The 23,113-nt window shown below is 60.6% G+C and carries 17 protein-coding genes; 6 read left to right on the top strand and 11 right to left on the bottom strand.

Annotated elements, in window-relative coordinates; translation table 11 throughout:
- Nucleotides 1-131: 131 nt before the first annotated feature.
- Nucleotides 132-3,533 carry a TM0106 family RecB-like putative nuclease gene (locus EK373_RS11160; protein WP_129642726.1) on the bottom strand — a complete coding sequence of 1,134 codons (3,402 nt, stop codon included), beginning with the start codon at nucleotides 3,531-3,533 and terminating at the stop codon, nucleotides 132-134.
- Between the two features lie 195 nt (nucleotides 3,534-3,728).
- On the opposite strand from EK373_RS11160, the gene EK373_RS11155 reads away from it, so the two are divergent.
- Nucleotides 3,729-5,102 carry an MBL fold metallo-hydrolase gene (locus tag EK373_RS11155; RefSeq protein WP_129642725.1) on the top strand — a complete coding sequence of 458 codons (1,374 nt, stop codon included), beginning with the start codon at nucleotides 3,729-3,731 and terminating at the stop codon, nucleotides 5,100-5,102.
- 387 nt (nucleotides 5,103-5,489) lie between these two features.
- Nucleotides 5,490-5,642 carry a hypothetical protein gene (locus EK373_RS33050; RefSeq protein WP_157994320.1) on the top strand — a complete coding sequence of 51 codons (153 nt, stop codon included), beginning with the start codon at nucleotides 5,490-5,492 and terminating at the stop codon, nucleotides 5,640-5,642.
- Between the two features lie 65 nt (nucleotides 5,643-5,707).
- On the opposite strand, the gene EK373_RS11150 is transcribed toward EK373_RS33050, so the two are convergent.
- The 6 genes from EK373_RS11150 to aceE form a co-directional block, all read right to left on the bottom strand.
- Nucleotides 5,708-8,527: a TonB-dependent receptor plug domain-containing protein gene (locus EK373_RS11150; RefSeq protein ID WP_129642724.1), complete on the bottom strand. Its 2,820-nt coding sequence runs from the start codon at nucleotides 8,525-8,527 to the stop codon at nucleotides 5,708-5,710.
- Between the two features lie 6 nt (nucleotides 8,528-8,533).
- Complete coding sequence (locus tag EK373_RS11145; RefSeq protein WP_232831070.1) at nucleotides 8,534-9,529, bottom strand: FecR family protein; 996 nt, start codon at nucleotides 9,527-9,529, stop codon at nucleotides 8,534-8,536.
- A gap of 104 nt (nucleotides 9,530-9,633) precedes the next feature.
- Entirely contained in the window at nucleotides 9,634-10,179 is a 546-nt protein-coding gene (locus EK373_RS11140) for an RNA polymerase sigma factor (protein WP_157994319.1), read from the bottom strand.
- A gap of 386 nt (nucleotides 10,180-10,565) precedes the next feature.
- Nucleotides 10,566-12,461 (bottom strand): dihydrolipoyl dehydrogenase, encoded by a 1,896-nt coding sequence (gene lpdA / locus EK373_RS11135; RefSeq protein WP_129642721.1) that lies wholly within the window; start codon nucleotides 12,459-12,461, stop codon nucleotides 10,566-10,568.
- Complete coding sequence (aceF, locus tag EK373_RS11130) at nucleotides 12,458-14,188, bottom strand: dihydrolipoyllysine-residue acetyltransferase (RefSeq protein ID WP_129642720.1); 1,731 nt, start codon at nucleotides 14,186-14,188, stop codon at nucleotides 12,458-12,460. Before aceF ends, lpdA begins: the two co-directional genes overlap by 4 nt.
- A gap of 18 nt (nucleotides 14,189-14,206) precedes the next feature.
- Nucleotides 14,207-16,876, bottom strand: coding sequence for a pyruvate dehydrogenase (acetyl-transferring), homodimeric type (gene aceE, locus EK373_RS11125; RefSeq protein ID WP_129642719.1), 2,670 nt, complete (start codon nucleotides 16,874-16,876; stop codon nucleotides 14,207-14,209).
- Nucleotides 16,877-17,027: 151 nt separating this feature from the next.
- Here aceE and EK373_RS11120 point away from each other — a divergent pair, with 151 nt between their 5' ends.
- Entirely contained in the window at nucleotides 17,028-18,488 is a 1,461-nt protein-coding gene (locus EK373_RS11120; protein WP_129642718.1) for a M17 family metallopeptidase, read from the top strand.
- Nucleotides 18,489-18,490: 2 nt separating this feature from the next.
- On the top strand, nucleotides 18,491-18,895 hold the full coding sequence (locus tag EK373_RS11115; RefSeq protein WP_129642717.1) for a GFA family protein: 405 nt from the start codon (nucleotides 18,491-18,493) through the stop codon (nucleotides 18,893-18,895).
- A 42-nt stretch (nucleotides 18,896-18,937) separates the two neighbouring features.
- Here EK373_RS11115 and EK373_RS11110 read toward each other — a convergent pair whose 3' ends face one another.
- On the bottom strand, nucleotides 18,938-19,276 hold the full coding sequence (locus tag EK373_RS11110; RefSeq protein WP_129642716.1) for a winged helix-turn-helix transcriptional regulator: 339 nt from the start codon (nucleotides 19,274-19,276) through the stop codon (nucleotides 18,938-18,940).
- A 113-nt stretch (nucleotides 19,277-19,389) separates the two neighbouring features.
- Here EK373_RS11110 and EK373_RS11105 point away from each other — a divergent pair, with 113 nt between their 5' ends.
- A complete protein-coding gene (locus EK373_RS11105) occupies nucleotides 19,390-20,091 on the top strand; it encodes a glutathione S-transferase family protein (protein ID WP_129642715.1) in 702 nt (233 codons plus the stop codon).
- Nucleotides 20,092-20,095: 4 nt separating this feature from the next.
- On the opposite strand, the gene EK373_RS11100 is transcribed toward EK373_RS11105, so the two are convergent.
- Nucleotides 20,096-20,518 carry a VOC family protein gene (locus EK373_RS11100; RefSeq protein ID WP_129642714.1) on the bottom strand — a complete coding sequence of 141 codons (423 nt, stop codon included), beginning with the start codon at nucleotides 20,516-20,518 and terminating at the stop codon, nucleotides 20,096-20,098.
- Between the two features lie 151 nt (nucleotides 20,519-20,669).
- On the opposite strand from EK373_RS11100, the gene EK373_RS11095 reads away from it, so the two are divergent.
- Complete coding sequence (locus EK373_RS11095; protein ID WP_129642713.1) at nucleotides 20,670-21,344, top strand: alpha/beta hydrolase family protein; 675 nt, start codon at nucleotides 20,670-20,672, stop codon at nucleotides 21,342-21,344.
- A 35-nt stretch (nucleotides 21,345-21,379) separates the two neighbouring features.
- Here the strand turns inward: EK373_RS11095 and rnt are convergent, their stop codons facing one another.
- Together rnt and pyrC are read right to left on the bottom strand one after the other, a co-directional pair.
- A complete protein-coding gene (gene rnt, locus EK373_RS11090; protein WP_129643617.1) occupies nucleotides 21,380-21,973 on the bottom strand; it encodes a ribonuclease T in 594 nt (197 codons plus the stop codon).
- 38 nt (nucleotides 21,974-22,011) lie between these two features.
- Nucleotides 22,012-23,058, bottom strand: a complete 1,047-nt coding sequence (gene pyrC / locus EK373_RS11085; protein ID WP_129642712.1) for a dihydroorotase — start codon at nucleotides 23,056-23,058, stop codon at nucleotides 22,012-22,014.
- Between the last annotated feature and the right edge of the window lie 55 nt (nucleotides 23,059-23,113).

Here is a 23,113-nt window from a genome sequence, read left to right as displayed (position 1 = left end):
TTAGCAATTACTGCCCCGCTCTCACCCGTGCTTGAGCGAATTCGAGGCAGGCACTGTATGTGCTTCGAGACTGCAACCGCACACATCTATGTATGCCAGAAGGTTCGCGGTCGCAGCACTGACCTAAAGGTCTAGCGGGGCAACTCGGTGGCCAACTCTCGATAACGACAATATGCGTTCGCCAATTCCATCTGACGCGGCGTATTGCAGGCAGGCTCGAAGATCGCCGGCGACGACGCCAGCACGCATACACACTTGGCTCGCGACACCGCGACATTAAGCCGATTCAAGCTGTACAGGAACTCCATGCCCCGCGGCGCATCGGCGTGCGATGACGTCGTCACGGAGTAGATGACGATCGCCGCCTCCTGACCTTGAAACTTGTCAACCGTGCCAACACGGGCTTGCGGCAAACGGCGTTGAATCTCGAACACCTGCGCGTTGTACGGCGCAATGATCAAAATGTCCTCGACAGTGACCGCGCGACGGCGACCGTCGCGATCGATCCATGTGGCGCCCGCCGCCAATGTTTCTTCGACCAATCGCTGAATGGCTACAGCTTCCTCCGGTGCGATATTCTGATTTCCTTCGTGCACCACCGACAGGTATCGCAGGCCCGTGCCGCGGATGCGTCCCTGCGAGTTTACTCCTTGATGTCCCAGGCCCACGCGACAGGCGAGCCGGCCTTCATAAAAGAGCTCCGACGTGAACGAACAAATATCGGGGTGCAAACGCCAGGTCTGCTCCAGAAACATGCCTTGCTCCTTGCCGATGGTCGCTGCGCCGTCGAGTATGTGTTCGAGCGCCGACACGTCGGTGCCTTCCGGATGACTGCCTTGAATCGGTTGCTCCAACTGCTGCGGGTCGCCGAGCAACACCAAGACTCGACCGGCTTGCGACACGGCCAGGACATTGGCCAATGACATTTGCGCGGCTTCGTCCACGAACAGCGTATCGACAATCTCGAACGCATCCGGGCGCGACCACAGCCATGCCGTTCCGGCGAGCACCTGACACGACGTGCCGATCGCCGCGAGCGCCTTCTCGTTATCCGTTTCGAACCGGATGCCGCTCGCATCGGCGGTCTTCTCAGCAACCTTCTGCAAACACTGAATGGCAAGACCCGCAAGAGCGGCCTGCTCCACTACCTTGTCGAGCAGATTGCGGATGACTTTGTGACTATTCGCCGTCACGCCCACTTTCTTGCCCGCCTTCACCAGCGCGCAGATCATCTGGGCCGCGGTGAACGTCTTGCCCGCGCCGGGCGGCCCTTGAATCGGCAGCACTCCGCTCGCCAGCTTGGTCGAAACTCGAACGGCGGCATCGCTCGCTGATTCAGCATCCTTTTGCAGTGGTTCGTTATCCAAGCGCGGCGGGAACTTGAGCAGAAGATCTCGCGCCGCCTGATACCCGCCCATGCCCGTGATGCCGTGCTCGGCGACATGCGCCGCAAGCCGCGACAGAGAATCTGCCAGCACTCCCGTCCGCACGACCTCGTGCGCAAACGCCGCTCGCGGGTGAACACCGATCGTGTCGCCGCGCTTCTTGATATCTATGGTGCCGCTTGCGAGCGAAATAGCCGCGACTGTTCCCCACTCCTGCTCCTTGCTGAAATGCAGCTTGTCACCCTCGCTCAGTTCCAGCTCTTGCGGCGGAAATCGATACCGATGAATAGGCGCTCGCGCGGTTCCACCGACATTGCCCTGATACTCCAGTCCTGCGATGCCAGCACGCTCGTCCAGCAAATCCCCGGGCGTGAGATCGGCAAGCCGAAAGAACTCCCACCACGCGGACTTCTGCTCACGCCGATGCCAGTCGAGCGAATGCGCAAGAATCCAGCGCGCCTGCTGCTCTGTCGTCCGCTCATTTGCATCCGAAGGTACATCGGCAGTGAGACGATCCACCAACGCCGCAACTTGCCGCTGACGCTCATCCAACTCCACCGGCGGCTCCGGATTGCCCGCCACCGGCCGTGAAATCGTAGCCCCGCGGGCAATCGTTTCGACCCTGATCTTCTCCAGCCAATCCCGCAGCCTCTGCGCCGAGAGACAATCGTCGCGGTTGTAGCGGAGCACGATGTCTTTGCTCTCGTCGCTGATGGCCGCTGCGTCGTTGAGCTCGAGGCGTGCCTGCAACTTCGCCAACGCGCTTCTGACCTCGATCAGCGGCACGCTGCGATTGAAGTCGTAGAAAGGCTCGAGGTTCTTGATCGAGTACCTTTCCACGCTCGCGCGAATGCTTTGTCGGGCAATGGTGTAGAGATCGACGAACAGCGAGCCGCGCAACATCCGATCGATCTCATCTTCACGCGTCGCATATCGCCCCATCAGCCGCTTCAGCGCGCTCGGCTCATAGGGCGCGTAGTGATAGATATGAAGCCCGGGGTACTGCCTCCATCGAGCCATCACGAAATCGACGAAATGCTCGAACGCCCGACGCTCTTCGGCCCGCGAGAACGCCCACTCCGCGACATAGTTTCGCGTGCCAGCGGCATCCGCGGTCACATAGCCAAACAGAAACTCCAACCCCTCCTCGCCGACGAACGGATCCGCCTCGAGGTCGAGAAAGATGTCACCGGGCGAGGGCTCCGGCAGCCGATGGAGTCCGACATTCGGCGTAAGCGGCAGTGCCTCATAAATCGGCTGTGCACTCTGCCGCCCCTCCGACTGGACCCGCGCCTGCTCGCGACTTCGCTCGAATGACTGCGCCACGCCCCGCTCGGGCTTCCAGGGCAACGGGACCGGCAAATGCGCCAGGCCCGTCAGTGTGGTGATGTTGTGTCGAGACAGCTCCGCAATCTGCGTCGCCGAGATGCCGGCCACGAGGCACAAATGATCGTCCCGCCGCCGCCGCGCGTCACATTCCCGTCGCCAACGGCAAATGTCGCAGTGATCTTTAGGCTTTGGATACGTTGGCGCGCCATCCGTTTCCGCCAGCGCTGCTTCCAACGCCTTGCGCACTTGCCGATAGTAGGCTGCGTAGGCTGCCGTCCTGTAACTCACCGGCTCGAAGCCGCAGCCGGGCGTGACGACACGCATGCGCTCAGGCGTCCGCCCTTGTGCGTTGGCCAACAAATCCGAGTACAAGCACAGCTGCAACACCGTGCCGCCCTTGGTCTCGCGCGCCAGCTTGGTATCGACAACTTCATACGACCAATCGCCGAGTGCACTCGCTGCCGGCACGCGAAGGAGCACGTCCGTGCGCCCGCTCCAGACTCCTTCGAGAAACGCTCCCTGCACGATGACCTCGGCTCCGGTGCGCATGGCCATCATTGTTTGTTCTACCTGTGCCTGCGAGACACCGACGCCTTCGATCTCAAAGATCTTCAATCCGAGCGAGCGCAAGTGATCGACATACGCGCGCTCGTGCGCGGCGCCGCGTTCCCACAGCACTTCGAGCGAGGGATCCCACACATCGGGTTTCGACAACGCACCGCTGGCAACCTGCGCGTCGAGGTGCGTCAGATGATGGCAATTGAGGTAGCCGACCAGATCCGAAGCGCTGAGCTGCAGCGCATGACCGCGTTTGAGCAAGGCGAGCCCTTTTTGCCGACGCTTGTTAGACGAGCCGCGACTGTACACCGCACTTCCGGCACTGCGATATCGCGGCGATCGAAATGGACGGTGGCGCGATCAAGGGAACACACGGCTGCCCCACGCCCCGGTTGTCACTGAAAAGGGAAGCTGGCCGCATTGACACCGGTTCGATCTGGCCGAGCGGAGGCTTCAATGGACCTCGGATTCGAGACGTGCGGCAACGCAACGTTGATTGTCTACGACGGCGGCATTCCAGTGCTCGTCACCGATCCCTGGATCTCGGGGGCGCAGTACTTCGGATCCTGGATGCTTCCTTATCGCTTCACACCCGAACAGTCGGAAGCATTTGCTGCGACCCAACATGTCTGGCTGTCCCACGGGCATCCGGATCATCTGAATCTCGACTCTCTCGCACAGTTCCACGACAAGACTGTGCTCGTGCCTCGTCACCATGGCGGGCGGATCATTCGCGACCTGACTGCCGCGGGCTACCGCGCCCATGAGCTTGCAGACGATTCTTGGCTGCAAATTTCACCGCACGTCAGGATTCTCTGCTGCGCGGATTGGAATCAGGACGCGGCGTTGCTCATCGCGCTGGGAGACCAGTGTGCCGTCCTGAATCTCAACGATGGCTCCGCGCTGGGCACGCGGGCTACGTTGCAAGCCCGTCTGCAACCGTTCAAGCGTCGGTTCGTGCTCAAGCTCTTCAACAACGGCACGGCCGACATGATGAACTTCTTCACCGAAGACGGGCAGCGGATAGAACCGCTGCCCGCCGACTCAAAGCCGCTCGGCTACTCCTACAGCGGGCTGCTGAAGAACTGGTCCGGCACTCACACGGCGCCATTTTCCTGCCACCACGTGTTCGCGAGGACCGATTCGCGCTGGGCATCGGATTATGAGATTCCCATCGAGGCACACGGCACCTGCTTCAAACGCGAGCGCGGAGAATTCATTCCAGGATACTTTTCGTACGATGTGACCAAGGACTGCATCTCCGAAACTCCGATGGAGGCTGCACCCCGGATTTTTCACGAGCCGAACGAGTTCGGCGATGACTGGTCGGAACCGCTCGATCATCAGGACGTGCAAACGGTGCGCGCGTACTTCCAGAAATTCGATCACCTGCGACAGAAATTCCAATTCATCGATGTACGCGTCGGCGGCCAGGACAACATCGTGGACCTCGGCGGCCCGAAGGGCCGTGGCATTACCTTCGAGGCGCCCCGCCACTCTCTGATGACCGCGATCAACTACGAGATCTTCGATGACCTGCTGATCTCCAACTTCACGAAGACCGTTCTGCACGGTGGCGTGCGCTCGCTCTACCCGGATTTCACTCCCTATGTCGCCAAGTACGGCGACAACGGCCGCGCTTTCACCGTCGGCGAGCTCCATGACTACTTTCGCGCCTACCGCAAAGACTCTGGCTTCCACGGATGGCTCGACCAAGTGCGCCTGGACTCCTCCCGGAAGCTTCGCCGAACGTTCCTTGCCGCGCTTCAGTCGGCAACGCCGGAGCTATACAAGATCGCACGACGCAGCTATCGGCGCTTCACGGCGTGATGAGGCGCGTCGTCTGTATCTGTAGAAGGGAACGCAATCGGAAATCGCACGACCGGTGCGACGGGATCAAAGGAGCTTTGCAGCCCCTTTCTCCCTAAAAAGGCTGCAAATGCAGACGCTCAAACGGCGCTGGTTCTAAGATCCGCAGCAGACCTCATCCATGAGGCCCGCTACAAACCACCAAGGGCGAACCAAGCACCTAGGTCCTGATGATCTTCTCGGTCTCTGCTCACGTTGACCGGGCCACTCATTGAGCTTAACCCCCCTTTTTACTGATCGTAAACTATTATTTTTGAGCTCCGGAAGTTGTCTTATTGTTGTTAACTAAGAGGAAGCGTTATCTACCGACGGGCAGGAGGATGGTCATAAATCCTTGAAGGAACCGTCATGAAACAGAAAACAGAAGAGCGGAAGGACGAGGAGGTTCAAGGGATTGAAGTGATCGATTTGGGTGATGCGAGCGCGGAGACGAAGCAGAATGGCTTCCCTCAGATTCCAGACAGTTGCTGCACGCTTACATTTGATTGGCTGAGCGAATAGCCAAAAAATCCGTTCGGGCCCGCGCTCAAGATAGGCGGGCCTTCCGGGCCAATTCTTCGACCTGATTAAAAGCTCTTGGTGACGCGCAAATAAGCGAATCGCTGTTTCAGATCCGCTTGCGATATATCGAAGCCGAACATCAATCCGGCATGCGCAAAATCCACATCTTCATCGAAGAGGTTCAATGCTCCGGCCGTGACCTTCATGCCCTCCAAACAAGCTGCGCCGAACAGTCGGTCCATTTCCAACCACGTCTGTAAATCGATGACTGTGCGGGATGGTAGCCGCCGATCGAGCGGCCCGGTCGGATCTGAATCCTGATAGCGAGGCGTAAAAGTCGCTGTCGTGGAAACGCCCCAGACACTCCCTTCCAAGGTCAGCGCGCCTACCAGGCGCCACTCGGGAATCGTGCCCAGATAATTCGCAATGCCGACGCGATCCGGCGTCGTGAGCGGCGCAAAATCCTTCGCAGAATACTCATCCACCCAGGTGGCCGACAGCGACGACTGCAGGCGGCCCAGGCTCGTCGTCAAGCGATATGAAAGATCAAGGTCGATACCGCTGGTCTCCAGTCGTCCGTAATTAAGTAGCGAGGCATCTACTGATTCAACTGCACCAGGCCAGCCAACGGACCTGTCGGCTTCCGTCGGCGCTGAGCGAGTGACCCGACCCGGCACCTCTTCTTCCAGTTTCTGCACATTAAGAGCAGGCGTGAAGACTCGGTCGTCCATGACCACCCGCCAGTAGTGAGCTCCCCAATGCAGCCCAGGCCGGTCGCTGTCTCGATAGGCGACCCCTGTGGTGAAGGAATGCGCTGATACATTTCCAAGGTTGGGGTTGCCTCCGTATATTAGCCTGACTTGGGATATCGAGCCGCCGCGCCGACGGTCGGCGAGCGGGACCAAACCCTCCAATCTCGGGAAGGACAGCTCGGCCAACGACGGCGGCCGAAAGCTCGTCCCATAGGCGGCCCGCACCAACCAGTCCTGGGTCGGACGCCACACGAGGCCATACTGCGGGTTCACCGAGTCTGTTGCGTGCTCATAGAAGTCTGCTCGCAAAGCCAGTTTAAGCGCCAGCTGCTTGAGTAGTGGCAATTTGAGCTCGGCGAATTCAGAAACGATGTCGCGCTCATTCTGCAGCGGCGACGTGTCAACGGCTTTCACCTCTTCTCGCCGCACCTCTCCTCCGAGGACAAGCTCGCTCATGCCGCCGGGCATGCGAAACAGCGAGCCCCGCAGGAATCCTGCGAGCAGCCACGCCCGCGAGGAGTAGTCGAATTCTTGATCACGCGCCAGGGACGACAACAATGCATCGCTCCCCGCAGGACCATCTGCAAACGGATTTAGCGCCGTTTTCGGATCGGTCGATCCTAATGCCGCCTGAACACGCGTCAGATCAAGCTCGTTGGTCATCACGTCGGCACTCTCGTCGCTGCTGGTCAGGGCCAACTCCCAATTCCAACGATTTGAACCGCCGCGAGCCCCAAGCACGAATCGCGTGGTCTGCGCTTCCGTCAAGTGTGATGCGGGCTCCGTTCCGGCCAGTGAAAAGTCCACTCTGATCGCCTGGCCAAAGGGATTGTATGGATTCTCGGCGGGAACGATCTGCCCCGTCACGGGTGATAAGGGGCCTTGGCTCACGACTTCCCTCGCGCTTATCAACATCTCGCCGAAAATGGCGGAGCGCTTACCGAGGGAGAGTTCGGCCGAGCCGACGGCGGACAATTGTTTTAGGTCAGGCTCGATAGACAGGGTTTGCCGGGCAGTGTAGCGACTGACCTCTCCAGCTGTTGCCAGGAAATCTTCCGGCCGAAGACCGATACCCGTACTCCCCACAGGCACCGATGCTTGCGAGGTCGGCAACCCCGGAAGCGGTGCACCGGTAAGCGAGTAAACATTGGCTCGCGGCGCCGCAGTTGTGCGATAGTCTCTACCGCCAAAGCGCCGGTAATCCTGGTTATGCCAGATGTCACGCTCTGCACCCACGAGCATGGAGCGATCGAAGTAATCGAGCGTGAGCGAGGACCTGAAGCGTTGCCCGGAAGTGCCCACGGTGCCCGCGATGCGCCGCTCGTCGGCTCCCCCAGCCGCACCCCCGTAGTGAAGATGAACATCTGGCGCAGCACCTGCCTCCTTGAGAATGATATTAACGACACCGCCGATGGCATCGGAGCCGTAAATCGCCGAGGCCGAATCTGACATGACTTCGACCCGCTCCACTGCTGTGAGTGGAATCATGTTCAGGTCAAAGGCATTCAGACTAATGCCGGTCGCACTCGGCTGCGCTCTGCGCCCATTGATGAGCACCAGCGTAGTGTCCACTCCCAGCCCGCGCAGCTGAAAGTGCTGAGCTCCGCTTCGCTGAAAGAATGGTCCTAATGAAAACGGCTGCTGAGTCAAATAGGTCGCCACGCCGGGCAGCGAGGAGACGCCCATGCGATCAATCTCCTCCCGGTCGTACACACGAATCGGCGCCGGCCCCTCCCCGCCTCCGAGCCGCGTGCCCGTCACCTCGACCTCCTTCTGACCACCGTCCCCTTGCGGCCGCACGATGCCCGGATAGATACGAACCGTATGATCGCCCTGCCACTCCGTAGCAAGGCCACTACCCTCTAAGATCCTTGCGAGCGCAGCGCGAGCCGACAGGCGCGCGCGAAAACCCTGAATGCGCAGGAAATCGACTTCCGTCGCCTGCATGTCGACAGTGAATTGAACGTCGGTTTGCTGGGAGAACTGCTTGATTGCCTCGATGAGCAATCCGGCGGAGATGTTTAGTTCGTATTCATTACTTGTCGAATCGCCCAGAGCCCATAACAGCGGTGCCCATCCGCACAAAAGCACGATGGCCAGCGTACTTGGAACGTGCCAGCGGCTGAGAGCCACGATGGCTCATTCCGACCGCAGCTGCAGCATCTTATGTTCGCGGTCTTCGCTCACTGCAACCCCCTTCTGATTTTCCATCGCGTCTCTGAAGTTTTCGACTGAATCGATCCGCATGCGGGCATAACGAACCTTCTTCTCCGCCACAGCGGGATCGACGATGCTGACCTGAACCTCATGGCGGCGATTGAACTGCTTCACCATCTCTCGGACGGTGGCGCCTTCGTCGAAGTGGACCCAACCTGTGGTCCACTCCAGTTCGGCCTTGGCATCGACATAGACCTTGTTCTGTTCGGAAACGGGCAGCGACGTTTCGGCGACAGCGCGCGGCGCGACATACAGCTGTTCGTTGTGAGCCAGCATCACAGCAGTTGAATCCGTCTCGCCGTGCTTGATCACTTTGACGACCCCTTCTTCCACGATCGTCGTGACACCAGCATCCAGATCGATATCGACACTGAAGCGAGTGCCCACAGCAATGATATCGGCCAACGGCGTCCGCACGATGAAGGGCCGCCGCGAATCTTTGGCCACATCGAAGGCCGCCTGGCCATGATTGAGATAAACGATGCGCTGCGTGTCGGTGAACTCGACCTTCAACTGCGTACGCGCATCCAGGTGAATCGAGCTGCCATCATCGAGCGACCTGTGTTTCCATTCACTCGCAACGGTCTCGAAGACGCCGTTGGAACGATCGAACACTGCATCACCCAGCCAGGCCGTCCCAACCATTGTCACGACCGCAGCCGCCACTTTCCAAGGCAACTTGGCGCCTTCCTTGCGCTTGACCTTGTCGCTGACCGTCCTGCTGGGCTGATAGTCGTATTGCGCCGCGCCGCCGAAATCGACTTCGACGACATTGGACTCGTTGAGCCCTTTGACCGCCTCGCGCAATCGCTGCCGGCAGCATTTCCCATCCAACTTGGAAATACGCAGGATTTCCGCAACGTGCTCGGGCGACTGCTTCAGCCACGCCAGCAGCAGCTTGCGATCGTGGCGAGACATCGAGCGCTCGTCGGAGCAGCGGATATACCAATAGGCAGCTTGTTGGCTCACCATGCGTTTTCGGTCCATTGCTGTTGGCACGTTGCGTTCCTCTTGTGTGTCCATCACTTGAGGTCTTGCGGGTCCAGCCGCGTCCGTAGCTGGCTGTAGGCACGGGACAGATCACGCAGCACGACACGTGGCGACAACTCGAGTCGCTCGGCGATCTGCTTGTAGGTCAGCCCCTCGTTCACTCGCAACATAAGAACCTGACGTTGCCGTGGCGGCAGCTTGTCGACGGCGGCCTGCACGTTCGCATCGCTGCCGGCCTGGCCAACAGAATTCTCCGGTTCCTGATCGGGCTCGATCAGCAAGTCTTCGAGCCATTGCTGATCGTGCGGCTTGGAAATCCGTGCTCGCTCGCGCCATTCGCTGGCGACGTTGCCCGCAATGCGCAACAGATATCCCAACGGGTTCTCGACCGCCGTCTTCTCGCTGTAACGGAGCAACCGCAGAAAAACCTCCTGCGCGAGATCGTCCAGCTCAGCGGCGGGGACCGAGGCGCGCCGGGACAGCCAATGTCTCACCGGTTTGCGCCAGTCCTTGAACCACTGTGCGAAGCGATTCTTTGAATTGCCCTGATCGACAGACTCCGGCGTCTCTGAAGCCACAGTTTCTCGTCGCGCGTCGACAGCGCGCGCAGGCGAGGTCATCTTGACTTCCCCATGACTCTGGTGATCGATCACGAGCATTCCCTAAGCGACGTGTCTTGCCCGACCACTCTTATGCATCGCGACCTACTTGTATCCTGTCGTCGACGGGCTATGCAAAAGGGGTTTCCACTGGGGTGGACCGGTCATGGCGCAGAAATTAACCCTGGAGGAGCCACGCAGTTCGTGGTTCCGTTCAGGCATTCATTTGCGATGAACTGCGCTAGGGATAAACGGCATAAATGAGCGCAGTTGTTTCCTCACAAGAAACGCGCTCGAGGGCTTGTCCCAGAGGACAAACCCTTGCCATGAATGTTTCCAATCGATGACGCTTTGATTAAACGTCGTCAGTGGGCGGGGCGTGCAGCCTTCTTCGGCACGTACAGATCGGTCAGCGTGCCTTCGTACGCTTCGGCCGAGAACATCACCGTCTCCGACAGCGTCGGATGCGGATGGATGGTCAGACCCAGGTCGGACGCATCCGTGTTCATCTCGATCGCCAGCGCGATCTCGGAGATCAGATCGCCGGCGTTGGGGCCGACGATGCCGCCGCCGATAACACGATGCGTGGCGGGATCGAACAACACTTTGGTCATGCCGTCGTCGCGCCCGAGCGTGAGCGAGCGGGCATTGGCCGACCAGGGGAAGCTACCCTTCTCGAATGCGATGCCCTTGGCCTTCGCTTCGGTCTCGGTAAGGCCGACCCACGCAATTTCCGGATCGGTGTAAGCGACCGACGGAATCACGCGCGCATCGAAGAAACGTTTCTCTCCATGGGCGACTTCGGCCGCGAGCTTGCCTTCATGCGACGCCTTGTGAGCGAGCATGGGCTGCCCGACGATATCGCCGATCGCAAAGATGTGCGAAACGTTCGTGCGCATCTGCTTGTCGACCGGAATGAAGCCACGCTCGTTGACGACGACGCCGGCCGCTTCCGCGCCGATCTTCTTGCCATTCGGGCTGCGACCGACCGCGATCAGCACCTTGTCGTAGAGCTGCGGCTCGGTGGCCTGCTCGCCCTCGAACGTGACGCGAATGCCTTCCTTGAGCGCCTCGATCTTGGTGACCTTGGTCTTCACCATGATCTTTTCGTAACGCTTGCCGATGCGCTTCTCGAGCGGCCGCACCAAGTCGCGATCGCAACCCGGGATGAGCCCGTCGGTGAGCTCGACGACGCTGACCTTCGTGCCCAGCGCGTCATACACACAAGCCATTTCCAAACCGATGATGCCGCCGCCGACGACCAGCATGCGCTTCGGTAGATCCAGCTCGAGCGCGCCGGTGGAATCGATGATGCGCGGATCGTCCGGCAAGCCCGGCAACCGAATGACTTCAGAGCCAGCCGCAATGATGCAGTTCTTGAACGAGATCTTGCGCGCGCCTTCGCCCGGCGCGTTCTCGCCTTTCGACAACACCGTGGAGAGCGGAGTCATATCGGTGTTCGCAATCTGCATCTCGTGCGGAGAGACGAACTTGCCGATGCCGCGGATGACCTCGACTTTGCGCTGTTTTGCGAGGATACCGAGACCGCCGGTCAGCTTGCTGACGACCTTTTCTTTCCAACCCTTCAGCTTGACCGCGTCGATCTGGGGCTTGCCGAAGGTAACGCCGAAGCTCTCCATCTCGTGCGCTTCTTCGATCACCTTCGCGGCGTGAAGCAGTGCTTTCGAAGGAATGCAGCCGACGTTGAGACACACGCCGCCGAGCTGCGGCCAGCGTTCGACCAACGCGACCTTCATGCCGAGATCGGCAGCCCGGAACGCAGCGGTGTAACCACCGGGGCCGGCGCCAAGCACGACCATGTCGAAGTCGTACGTGCCACCCGATGCGTCCTTGGCAGGAGTCGGAGCAACTGCTGGCGCATTCGCAGCTGCCGCCTTCGCTCGTTGCTCGCGGACAATCGTGTCCGTGAACGGAACGTCCTCTTCTTCCTTGGCAGGCGCAGGCGCTGCGGCCTTGGTTTCCTTCTTCGCAGCAGGTGCTTCTTTCTCAGCCGGCGCAGCGGCAGTGCCCGCGGCTTCGACCTCGAGAATCAGGCTACCTTTGGAAACGCGGTCGCCCTTCTTCAACGAGATCGACTTGACGACACCCGCCGCGGACGACGGCACATCCATCGTCGCCTTCTCGGTTTCGAGCGTGACCAGCGGAGTTTCCAGCGCGATCTCATCGCCCGGCTTGACGAGCACATCGATGACTTCGACTTCTTTGAAGTCGCCGATATCGGGAACATTGACTTTGGTCACGGCACGGCCTCGATGAGCCCACGGACATCAGCGAGCTTCTCCGCCAGGAAGGTGGTGAAGCGCACGCCGGCGGCGCCGTCGATCACGCGGTGATCGTAGGCCAGAGTGAACGGCAGCATCAGGCGTGGAACGAACTGGCCGTCTTGGTAAACCGGCTTGAAACTAGACTTCGCGACGCCGAGGATCGCCACTTCCGGCGCATTGATGATGGGCGTGAAGCCCACGCCACCGATGCCGCCGAGGCTCGACACAGTAAACGTCGCTCCCTGCATCTCGGTGATTTTCAGCTTGCCATCACGCGCCTTCGCAGAGAGGTCGGCGAGCTCGCGCGCGATCTCATATATATCCTTCTTGTCGGCGTCCTTGATTACCGGCACCACGAGGCCGCCCGGCGTGTCCGCCGCGAAACCCAGGTTGATGAACTTTTTGAGGATGAGGTTCTTGCCCGAAGACTCCAGCGAGCTGTTGACGTTCGGGAACTGCCGCAACGCCAGCACGCAGGCACGCAGCACGAACGCGAGCGGCGTGAGCTTGATGCCCTGCTTCTCGGCCTCGCCCTTGAGCTTCTTGCGCGTTTCTTCCAGCTCGGTGATGTCCGCCTCGTCCATCTGCCAGACGTGCGGAATGTTCAGCCAGCTCGCCTGCAAGTGCGGACCGGAAATCCTCTGGATGCGGCTGAGCGGCTTGACCTCGATCTCGCCGAACTTGGAGAAATCGACTTCTGGAATCTTCGGCAGCGCACCGCCCCCGGCAGCTGCACCGCCGCCAGCAGGCGCACCTGAAGTGAGCGCTTGTTTGACGAACGACTTCACGTCCTCGGGCGTGATGCGACCTTTCGGTCCCGTGCCCTTCATGCGACTCAGATCGGCGCCGAGCTCACGGGCGAACTTGCGAACCGAGGGGCTCGCGTAAGCGCGAGCGAAACCGGCTTCGTCGATCTGCGGCAAACCTTTCGTCGCGGCCGGAGCGGGAGCTTCAGGCGCTGGCGTCGGCTCCTTCTTCGCAGGCGCTGCGGCGGGTGCGGCGGCTTTTGCGGGCTCAGCGGGCGGAGCTTTCGGCGCTTCCGGCGCGGCCTTCGCAGCCGGCGCGGCGCCGCCTTCGAGCACGCCGATCAGTGTGCCCTTGGAAACACGATCGCCCTTCTTCAGCGCGAGCGACTTGACCACGCCGGCGGCCGTGGATGGAACATCCATCGTCGCCTTCTCGGTCTCGAGCGTCAGCAGCGGAGTGTCGACATCGATGCGATCGCCGGGTTTGACCAGCACGTCGATGACTTCGACATCTTTGAAGTCACCGAGATCGGGCACGCGAACTTCGCCGCCGGCCGGGCCACCACCCGAAGCGGGCTGGCTCGGAGCTTCCGCCTTCGCAGGCGCACCGGCATTGCGGTCCGATTGTTCCTTGCTGATCGACGGCGTGGAAACGGGCTCTTCGACCGCTCCGCTCGTCTTCTTCGCGCCAGCGGGAGCTGCAACGGCCGAAGCGGCGCCACCTTTGGCTTCGATCTGACCGATCAGGGTGCCCTTGGAAACACGATCGCCCTTCTTCAAGGCGAGCGAGGTGATGACACCGGCGGCCGTGGACGGCACATCCATGGTCGCCTTCTCGGTCTCGATCGAGATCAATGGAGTGTCGACGTCGACCTGATCGCCGGGTTTGACCAGGACGTCGATGACCTCGACGTCCTTGAAGTCGCCCAGGTCCGGGACTTTGATATCTGTTGCCATGCTTGCTTGACCGGGACCTTACTGCGTGACCGGATTCGGCTTGTCCGGATCGATGTTGAATTTCTTGATCGCTGCTTTGACGGTCGCCATGTCGAGCTTGCCTTCATCCGCAAGCGCGCGGAGCGAGGCCACCACGATATGCGCGGCGTCCACTTCGAAGTGGCGGCGGAGTTCGGCGCGTGAGTCGCTGCGCCCATAACCATCGGTGCCCAGCACGACGAAACGTCCGGGGACCCACTGACGTATTTGATCGGCCACGATGCGCATGTTGTCCGTCGCCGCGATGAACGGGCCGGTGCGGTCGCCGAACACCTGCCGCAAGTACGGCACGGCCTGCGGCGCATCCGGATGCAGCATGTTCGTGCGTTCGATATCGAGCGCCTCACGCCGCGCCTCGGAGAAGCTGGTCGCGCTGAACACGTCGGCCGGCACGCCGTAATCCTTCTCGAGTATCTCGGCAGCCTTGATGACCTCCCGAAGGATCGTGCCGGACCCCATCAGGTTCACACGCACCTTGCCCTTGCCGCCGGACTGCAGCAGATACATGCCTTTGAGGATGCCCGCCTCCGCGCCCTTCGGCATGGCCGGGTGCGCGTAGTTCTCGTTCATCACCGAGAGGTAATAGAAAACATCTTCCTGATCGGCAAACATGCGGCGCATGCCATCCTGAATGATGACCGCGAGCTCGTATGCGAACGTCGGATCGTAGGCGATGCAGTTCGGAATCGTGCTCGCCGCGAGATGGCTGTGACCGTCCTGGTGCTGCAAGCCTTCGCCCGCGAGCGTCGTGCGCCCCGACGTGCCGCCCAACAGGAAGCCGCGAGCCTGGCTGTCGCCAGCGGCCCAGATGAAGTCGCCAACGCGCTGGAACCCGAACATCGAGTAATAGATGTAGAACGGGATCATGTTGACGTTGTTGTTGGCGTACGCGGTACCGGCCGCGATGAACGAAGCGAGCGCGCCGCCTTCGTTGATGCCTTCCTCGAGAATCTGACCTTTCTTGTCTTCCTTGTAGAACATCAGCTGATCGGCGTCCTGCGGCGTGTACAGCTGGCCCGCCGAGGAATAGATGCCGACCTGGCGGAACATGCCTTCCATACCGAAGGTGCGCGCTTCGTCGGGCACGATCGGCACGACGTTCTTGCCGATGTTCTTGTCCTTCACCAGCATCTGCAGGATGCGCACGAACGCCATCGTGGTGGAGAACTCACGATCGCCCGAGGACTGCAGCAGCGAGTCGAAGGTTTCCAGCGGAGGAATGGTGAGCGACGGCGCATTCGAGCGGCGCTGCGGCAGCGGGCCGCCGAGGCGTTCACGACGCTCGCGCAGATACTTCATCTCTTCGCTGTCTTCCGGCAGTCGCTGGAACGGCGACTTGGCGAGTTGCTCGTCCGGAATATTGATGTGCACGCGCTTGCGGAATTCCTTCAGCGCTTCGTCGTCGAGCTTCTTCTGCTGGTGGGTGATGTTCTGGCTCTCGCCCCACTTGCCCATCATGAAGCCCTTGACCGTCTTGCACAGGATGACGGTGGGCGCGCCCTTGTGATTCACGGCCGCGTTGTACGCGTTCCAGACTTTCTTGTAGTCGTGGCCGCCGCGGTTCAGGCGCCAGATGTCGTCGTCCGACATGTTGGCGACCATTTCCTTCAGCTCGGGATATTTGCCGAAGAAGTTCTCGCGCGTGTAAGCGCCGCCCTTGGCTTTGAAGTTCTGATATTCGCCGTCGACGCATTCTTCCATCACACGGCGCAGCAGGCCCTTGGTGTCCTTCGCGAGCAAAGGATCCCAACGCGAGCCCCAAATGACTTTGATGACGTTCCAGCCCGCGCCGAGGAAAGCGGCTTCGAGCTCTTGAATGATCTTGCCGTTGCCGCGCACCGGACCATCCAGGCGCTGCAAGTTACAGTTGATGACGAACACCAGGTTGTCGAGCTTCTCGCGCACCGGCATGGTGATCGCGCCCATCGATTCGGGCTCGTCCATTTCGCCGTCGCCGAGGAAGGCCCACACCTTGCGGTCGGTGACCGGCGCCAGGCCGCGATTCTCGAGGTAGCGCTGAAAGCGCGCCTGATAGATCGCCATCATCGGGCCGAGACCCATGGACACGGTCGGGAACTGCCAGAAGTCCGGCATGAGCCACGGATGTGGGTACGAGCTCAGTCCCTTTTCCGGGCTGGCCACTTCCTGACGGAAGTAACGCAGGTTCTCTTCGGAGAGGCGCCCCTCGAGATACGCGCGTGCGTAGATGCCCGGGGCAACGTGGCCCTGGATGTACACCATGTCGCCGGGATGCTTCTCGGACGGCGCGCGCCAGAAGTGGTTGAAGCCCACTTCATACATGGTCGCCGACGAGGCGTAGCTTGCGATGTGGCCGCCGTATTCGGAGCTCTGCCGATTGGTGTGCACCACCATGGCCATCGCGTTCCAGCGGATGAAGGCTTCGATGCGCCGCTCGATGCTGCGATCGCCCGGGTATTCCTGCTCCTGCCCGGGTGAAATTGTATTTACATAGGCCGTATTGGGCTTGAACGGCAGGTAAGCGCCGCTCCGGCGTGTGAAATCGATCAACCTTTCGAGCAGAAAGTGGGCCCGGCCGGCGCCTTGCGCCTTGATCACCGAGTCAATCGATTCGAGCCATTCCCGGGTTTCTTCGGGATCGAGATCATCAAACCTGGAGGGTTCGGACATGTCGGGTGTGCTGCAAAAGTAGGCCGCGTATCATCGGAGTTTGAGAATTTTCGGTCAAGGAACCCTGTAGGTAATCAGCGTGGTGGAATTGCTTCCCGCAGAGCGCGACATCCGTATTTTTCAGCGTCGCGCGCAGCTGAGCGAAAGCTCAATGCAAAAACACGATGCCTGCATCGTCGTCATCGATAAGCAGCAGGCCGAGCAGCGCTTGACCAAGCTGCCCTACGGGGCGGCCTGGCAACGGCTGTATCGCGAAGCCAAGGCACGCGGACCTGTATCTATCCTCAGTGCGCGAGTGGCAGCCGATGCATCACCTATGGTGGTGGCGCTTGCAAAAGCTTCAAGCTCGCAGTTCGAGCGCCTCTCGCTCGCGAGCCGCATCTGGAAGGAGTTAGCGCCTGCTTCCGGCGCAAAAGTGCTGCTCGCAACACAGGGGCTCGATACCACGGCGAGTGCAGCGATGCTCGAAGCGCTGACGGCCGCTGCGCTGGCCGCGACTGCGCCGATGCCGGTGATCAAGTCGAAGACGCCCAAGGCGCCAGAACCTCCGCAACTCACCCTGAGCGGCGATGGCCCGGAGATCGATGCGGCGCTGTCGATCGCGATCGATCGCGGCAATCATCTGGCGCGCTGGCTGACCACGCTGCCGCCGAACGTCCTGCACACGGCGAGTTATCGAAAAGCGTTGCGTGACCTCGCGAAACGCGAAGGCTGGGCGTTCTCCTTCCTCGACGAGCGCGCGCTAAAGAAACTGAACGCCGGCGCATTTCTGGCGGTAACGCGCGCGAATGAGCATCGTGAAGCGGGCATCGTACGTCTGCGCTATCGCGCACGCGGCGATGCCGCGCGCAAGAAATTGGCGCTCGTCGGCAAGGGTATTTGTTTTGACACGGGGGGTATTAATTTAAAGCCCCACAAGAGCATGTATCAGATGCACGAAGACATGCAGGGCAGCGCCGTCGCCGTCGGCACCCTGCTCGCGCTGACTCGCCTCAACGTGCCTTATGACATCGACTGCTGGCTCGCGATCACCGAAAACCAGATCGGCCCCAACGCATTTCGCCCGCAAGAAGTCGTGCGCGCAGCGAATGGCACAACGATCCAAGTCGCGCACAGCGACGCCGAAGGTCGCATGGTGCTCGCTGATACGCTCACCATCGCTGCGCGCGAGAAGCCGGATTTGATCATCGACTTCGCGACCCTTACCGGTGCGTGCGTAACAGCACTGACGGAGCGCTATTGTGGTGCGTTCACGAATCGGCCGGAATGGCACAGTGCTATCGAGGCCGCGGGTCGTAACAGCGGCGAGCGCGTGTGGCCGTTTCCGATGGATGAGGACTTCGACAGCGATCTGGAATCATCGATCGCCGATGTCCTTCACTGCACGCCGGATAGCAAGGGCGATCACATTTTGGCGGCGCGATTCCTGAGTAAATTCGTGCCGGCGGAGATCCCGTGGATTCACATCGATCTCGCCGCCGGCAACCGCCCCGGCGGACTGGCGCATGTGCCCACCGACTTCACTGGCTTCGGAGTCCGGTACACGACTCAGCTCTTGCTTGAGCAGGACGTACTCGCCAGCGCACGCACGAAGCGCGCGCGCAAGGAGTGATTGTGGCGACTCGTAAGGCGTCGTGCTGTTGTGGCCAGCTGAGCATCGAAGTCGACGGTGAACCTCGCGGTGTTGGCGTCTGCCATTGCCTGGCGTGCCAACAGCGGACCGGCAGCGTGTTCGCTGCGCTCGCCGGCTTCTCGGCGCCTTTCAGAGTTTCAGGCAAGGCGACCGAGTATGTGCGCACCGGCGATCAGGGCGCGCAGTTCCGGTTTCGGTTTTGTCCGGTGTGTGGCTCGACGGTCTTTCACACGGAAGAAGGTGTTGAGGGCGGAGTCAGTGTGGCCGTGGGCGCGTTTGCGGATCCGAACTTCCCACCGCCGGAGGCTTCGGTCTATGACAGCCGGCGACACTCCTGGGTGCAGTTGCCGGCGGATGTGGCTGCCTTCGCGAAGGATCCGGACTGAGAGCGAACTCTCAGCGCTGGAAATTTGCAGAAGCGCCAACTGTCAAATTACTGCTCGAGCCGGCTCGCGCTCACGCTGCAGGTCTTCGTACCAGTCGCCCAATGCATTGATCAGCGGGACCAGCTTGCGGCCAGCCTCCGTCAGCTCGTACTCGACGTGCGCGATCTTTCCAGGCACGACAGTGCGCGTGATGACGCCTGCGCCTTCAAGCGCTCGCAATTCATGCGTCAAGATGCGATGAGAAATTTTCGGGTTGTCTCTGCGCAGCTGTGCGAAGCGTTTCTTACCGTCGATCAAGTAATAGACCAGCAACGTACGCCAGCGCCCGCTCAACAAGCGCATGGCGTCTTCGATGGGACAACCAGAAACGGTAGTTTTCATAGCAGTAACAAATTTGTGCCCACTCAGGGGCTCCAGTCACAAATTTGTTCGTAATTTACAGTGCGCACGTGCTCAATAACATAGGGCTCCCTGCTACATTTCGGAGTTCATTCATGGAGCCCGTGCTGTTGTATGGCATCCCGCAGGGATGCTCGTTCGGATCGATCGTTGCGTTGGAATGGCTGGGCCAGCCTTACCGGCTGTGCAGGATCGACATGCTGCGGGACATGCAGTCGCACCTGTACGCGCGATTCCATCCAGATCGCAAAACGCCCGCCTTGCTGCTCGAGGACGGCACGGTGCTCACGGAGAGCGCCGCCACACTGCAAAACATTGCCGCGCGCGGCATCCCCAAAGGCTTTGGATTCGCCCAAGGCACGCGTGAGTTCGATCGCCTCAATCAGCGCATCGCGTTCTTGACCACGACCTATTTCGCCGCGTTCGGGCCGCTCTGGCATGCGTACAAGATGGATCAGAATTCTCCGGTGCCAGGTGTGCTACGTGAGGTCGGTCGGGAGACCGTCGCCAAAGCCAATGAACAGCTGGAATCGATGCTCGCGAACAGCGAGTGGCTCATGGGCTCGCGGAAGTCATTGGCCGACGCGTACTTCATTGGCCTCGCGCGCTGGGGCAAATACCATCGCGTCGTCGAGCCGGGACAGTATCCAAACGTCGATCGACTCATCCATCGTCTCGAAGCGGATCCCGCGGTGGTGTTCGCACATGCCATCGAAGATGAGCGTTCGGCTGCGAGTAGCGGCGGATTCCGTGGGCACATTGCGCTGGAAGAATTGAGCCACAGGCTTGCGGCGTAACTGGTCAATCCTTCGGCAGCAGCTGCGGATTCCAAGCCACTTCCCACAGATGTTTGTCCGGATCCTGGAAATAGCCGGCGTAGCCGCCGTAGAAGGTATCGTGCGCGGACTTCACGATGGTCGCGCCGGCATTCCAAACCTGATCCATCACCGCATCCACTTCCGCCTTCGAGCTCACATTGTGAGCGAGGCAAAAATCAGTCGGGCTCGGTGCGGACACGGGCAACCCGCAATCGTGCGACAGGCTCTTCCGCGGCCACAGCGCCAAACGCAGGCCACCTTCGAGTTCGAAGAATGCGACCGCGCCGTACTCGAACTCCTTGCCAACGATGCCCTCGGTCTTGAACCCGAGACCGCGGCCATAAAACTCGACAGCGCGCTCCAGATCGTCGACGCCAAGCGTAATGAGCGTGATGCGAGGTTTCATGTTTCATCCTCCAACGTCGGCCAGGCAAGGAACAACCATGCTGCGCACCCTGGCGCGACGATGCTGCTGACTAAAGCGAGTTGATCGCCGGTCCATAGGTTCGGTAGCGCCGTGGGTGCCATTCAGCGCCGCGAAAGTTCATACTGCCGGCATGACAGCCTCTTCGACACCGCTAAGCATAGAAGTTAAAAGCGGCCTACGCGTGTCAGCTTTACTGCAACTTCCGCCACAGGCCCGCGCTTGTTTCGTACTCGGTCATGGAGCCGGCGCAGGAATGGCGCATGCTTTCATGACCGATCTCGCCAACGCACTCGAGGCGCGCCAGATCGGCACGCTGCGTTACAATTTTCCTTACATGGAGAGCGGTTCGAAACGTCCCGATCCGCCAGCACTTTGTCATGCAACTGTGCGCGCAGCAGTAGAGGAAGCACGCAAGCAAGCGCCGGGCGTGGCATTGATTGCGGGAGGCAAATCATTCGGAGGTCGGATGACCTCGCAGGCTCAGGCGGCGAAACCGTTGCCCGAGGTGCGCGGCTTGGCATTCGTCGGCTTCCCGTTGCATCCGGCGAAAAAGCCATCGACCGAACGCGCGACGCATCTGTCGGACGTACAGGTTCCAATGCTGTTCCTGCAGGGTACGCGCGATGAGTTGGCTGATCTGACGCTGCTCGAGCCAATCGTGCAGAAACTCGGCCCAGGCGCGACGATGAAACGCATCGAAGGCGCGGATCATTCCTTCCACGTGCTGGCGCGCTCAGGTCGCAACGACCGCGAAGTGATGGCAGAGCTCGCGGATACGATCGCGAGCTGGGCAGCGAACCTCTAGTCGAAAGGGCCTTGGCCGCTTTCGACCCGAAGACATCAGCCGATCGCCGCCTTCATCGAATTACAGATCTTGCAGAACAACTCCGCCGTCTTCTGCGCATCGTAAGCCGCGGAGTGCGCAGCGTTCGAGTCCCACTCGATGCCTGCGGCCTGCAGCGCCTTGCCGAGCACAGTCTGACCGTAAGCAACGCCAGCCAACGTCGCTGTATCGAAGCTCGAGAACGGATGGAACGGATTGCGCTTGATGTCCGTGCGCGCAATCGCCGCGTTGATGAAGTTCAAATCGAAGTACGCGTTGTGACCGACCAGGATGGCGCGCGTGCAATCGTTGTCCTTCATCGCACGACGGATTTCCTTGAACAGCCGTGTTAGTGCTTCTTTTTCCGGAATGGCCGGACGCAGCGGATGAAACGGATCGATGCCCGTCACCGCCAGCGACGCCGGCTCGAGATTCGCGCCGGCGAATGGCTGCACGTGATAGCGCCAGCTCTCGCCGGGCAGCAAGCTGCCATCACCCTGGATTTCCAGCAGCACCGCTGCGATCTCGAGCAGCGCGTCGGTGTTCGGGTTGAAGCCGCCGCACTCGACATCGACCACCACGGGCAAAAAGCCGCGAAAGCGGCGAGCCATGGGCAACTTCCCGTCAACCTCGACACCGGCTACATCGCTCAAGACGGAATTTCCTCGGCCAGCTGCCAGGCAACGCTCTCGCCCGCACGGAACGGCGTCAGCTCATCGTTACCAAATCGGTATACGGCCGGCGGTGTCCATGACGTGCGATTCAATGTGATCTTCGTAGTATTGCGCGGCAGGCCATAGAAATCAGGCCCGCGCTCCGACGCGAACGCCTGCAGCCGATCCAATCGACCCGCCGCTTCGAACGCCTCGGCATACAGCTCGATGGCCGCATGCGCGGAAAACACACCGGCGCATCCGCAAGCATTCTCTTTCGTGTGACGCGCGTGCGGTGCGCTGTCCGTGCCAAGGAAGAAGCGAAGATCGTCGCTAGTCGCCGCTTCCACGAGCGCCTGACGATCATGCTCGCGCTTGAGCACGGGCAGGCAATAGTTGTGAGGCCGAATGCCGCCCTGAAAGATCGCATTGCGGTTCAACAGCAGGTGTTGCGGCGTGATGGTCGCGCCGACGCCGGCGCGAGCGCCTTTCACGAACTGCACGCCCTCGCGCGTCGTCACGTGCTCGAACACCACACGCAACTTCGGGAACTTCTCCACGATGCGAGACATGATGCGGTCGATAAAAACCTTCTCGCGATCGAACACGTCGACGGTGTGCTCCGTGACTTCGCCATGCACCTGGAAGACCAGGTCGACTTCCTGCATGGCCTCGAGCACTGGAAAGACCTTTTCGATCGCGGTCACGCCGGCATCGGAATTGGTCGTCGCGCCGGATGGATATAACTTCGCGCCGATGATGAACCCGCTGGCCTTGGCTGTGTGAATCTCCTTCGGCGACGTCGAATCCGTGAGATACAACGTCATCAACGGCTCAAAGCGCAGACCCGCAGGCACCGCCTGCAAGATGCGCTCGCGATACTCAGCCGCAGCCGCCACCGTCGTCACCGGCGGCTTGAGATTCGGCATGATGACCGCGCGCGCGAACTGGCGGGCGGTGAAGGGAACGACGCTGGCCAGGTGGGCGCCATCGCGCACGTGCAAATGCCAATCGTCGGGACGAAGCAGAGTCAGCTGGGTCATGCGGAGAGTTTAACGGACCCGAGCGGAGGAAGTTGGGCCCGTGATGCCCTCCGCC

This window comes from Peristeroidobacter agariperforans, assembly GCF_004138335.1.
In the GTDB taxonomy this organism is placed as follows: Bacteria; Pseudomonadota; Gammaproteobacteria; order Steroidobacterales; family Steroidobacteraceae; genus Steroidobacter; species Steroidobacter agariperforans.
This window is presented reverse-complemented; position numbering and strand designations above follow the sequence as displayed.

Bases quoted from the DNA above. Each gene is read 5' to 3' on its own strand.
- EK373_RS11155 (WP_129642725.1), top strand. From the start codon at position 3,729: ATGGACCTCGGATTCGAGACGTGCGGCAACGCAACGTTGATTGTCTAC.
- EK373_RS33050 (WP_157994320.1), top strand. From the start codon at position 5,490: ATGAAACAGAAAACAGAAGAGCGGAAGGACGAGGAGGTTCAAGGGATT.
- EK373_RS11145 (WP_232831070.1), bottom strand. From the start codon at position 9,529: ATGTCTCGCCACGATCGCAAGCTGCTGCTGGCGTGGCTGAAGCAGTCG.
- aceF (WP_129642720.1), bottom strand. From the start codon at position 14,188: ATGGCAACAGATATCAAAGTCCCGGACCTGGGCGACTTCAAGGACGTC.
- aceE (WP_129642719.1), bottom strand. From the start codon at position 16,876: ATGTCCGAACCCTCCAGGTTTGATGATCTCGATCCCGAAGAAACCCGG.
- EK373_RS11120 (WP_129642718.1), top strand. From the start codon at position 17,028: ATGCAAAAACACGATGCCTGCATCGTCGTCATCGATAAGCAGCAGGCC.
- EK373_RS11110 (WP_129642716.1), bottom strand. From the start codon at position 19,276: ATGAAAACTACCGTTTCTGGTTGTCCCATCGAAGACGCCATGCGCTTG.
- EK373_RS11105 (WP_129642715.1), top strand. From the start codon at position 19,390: ATGGAGCCCGTGCTGTTGTATGGCATCCCGCAGGGATGCTCGTTCGGA.
- EK373_RS11100 (WP_129642714.1), bottom strand. From the start codon at position 20,518: ATGAAACCTCGCATCACGCTCATTACGCTTGGCGTCGACGATCTGGAG.
- EK373_RS11095 (WP_129642713.1), top strand. From the start codon at position 20,670: ATGACAGCCTCTTCGACACCGCTAAGCATAGAAGTTAAAAGCGGCCTA.
- rnt (WP_129643617.1), bottom strand. From the start codon at position 21,973: ATGGCTCGCCGCTTTCGCGGCTTTTTGCCCGTGGTGGTCGATGTCGAG.
- pyrC (WP_129642712.1), bottom strand. From the start codon at position 23,058: ATGACCCAGCTGACTCTGCTTCGTCCCGACGATTGGCATTTGCACGTG.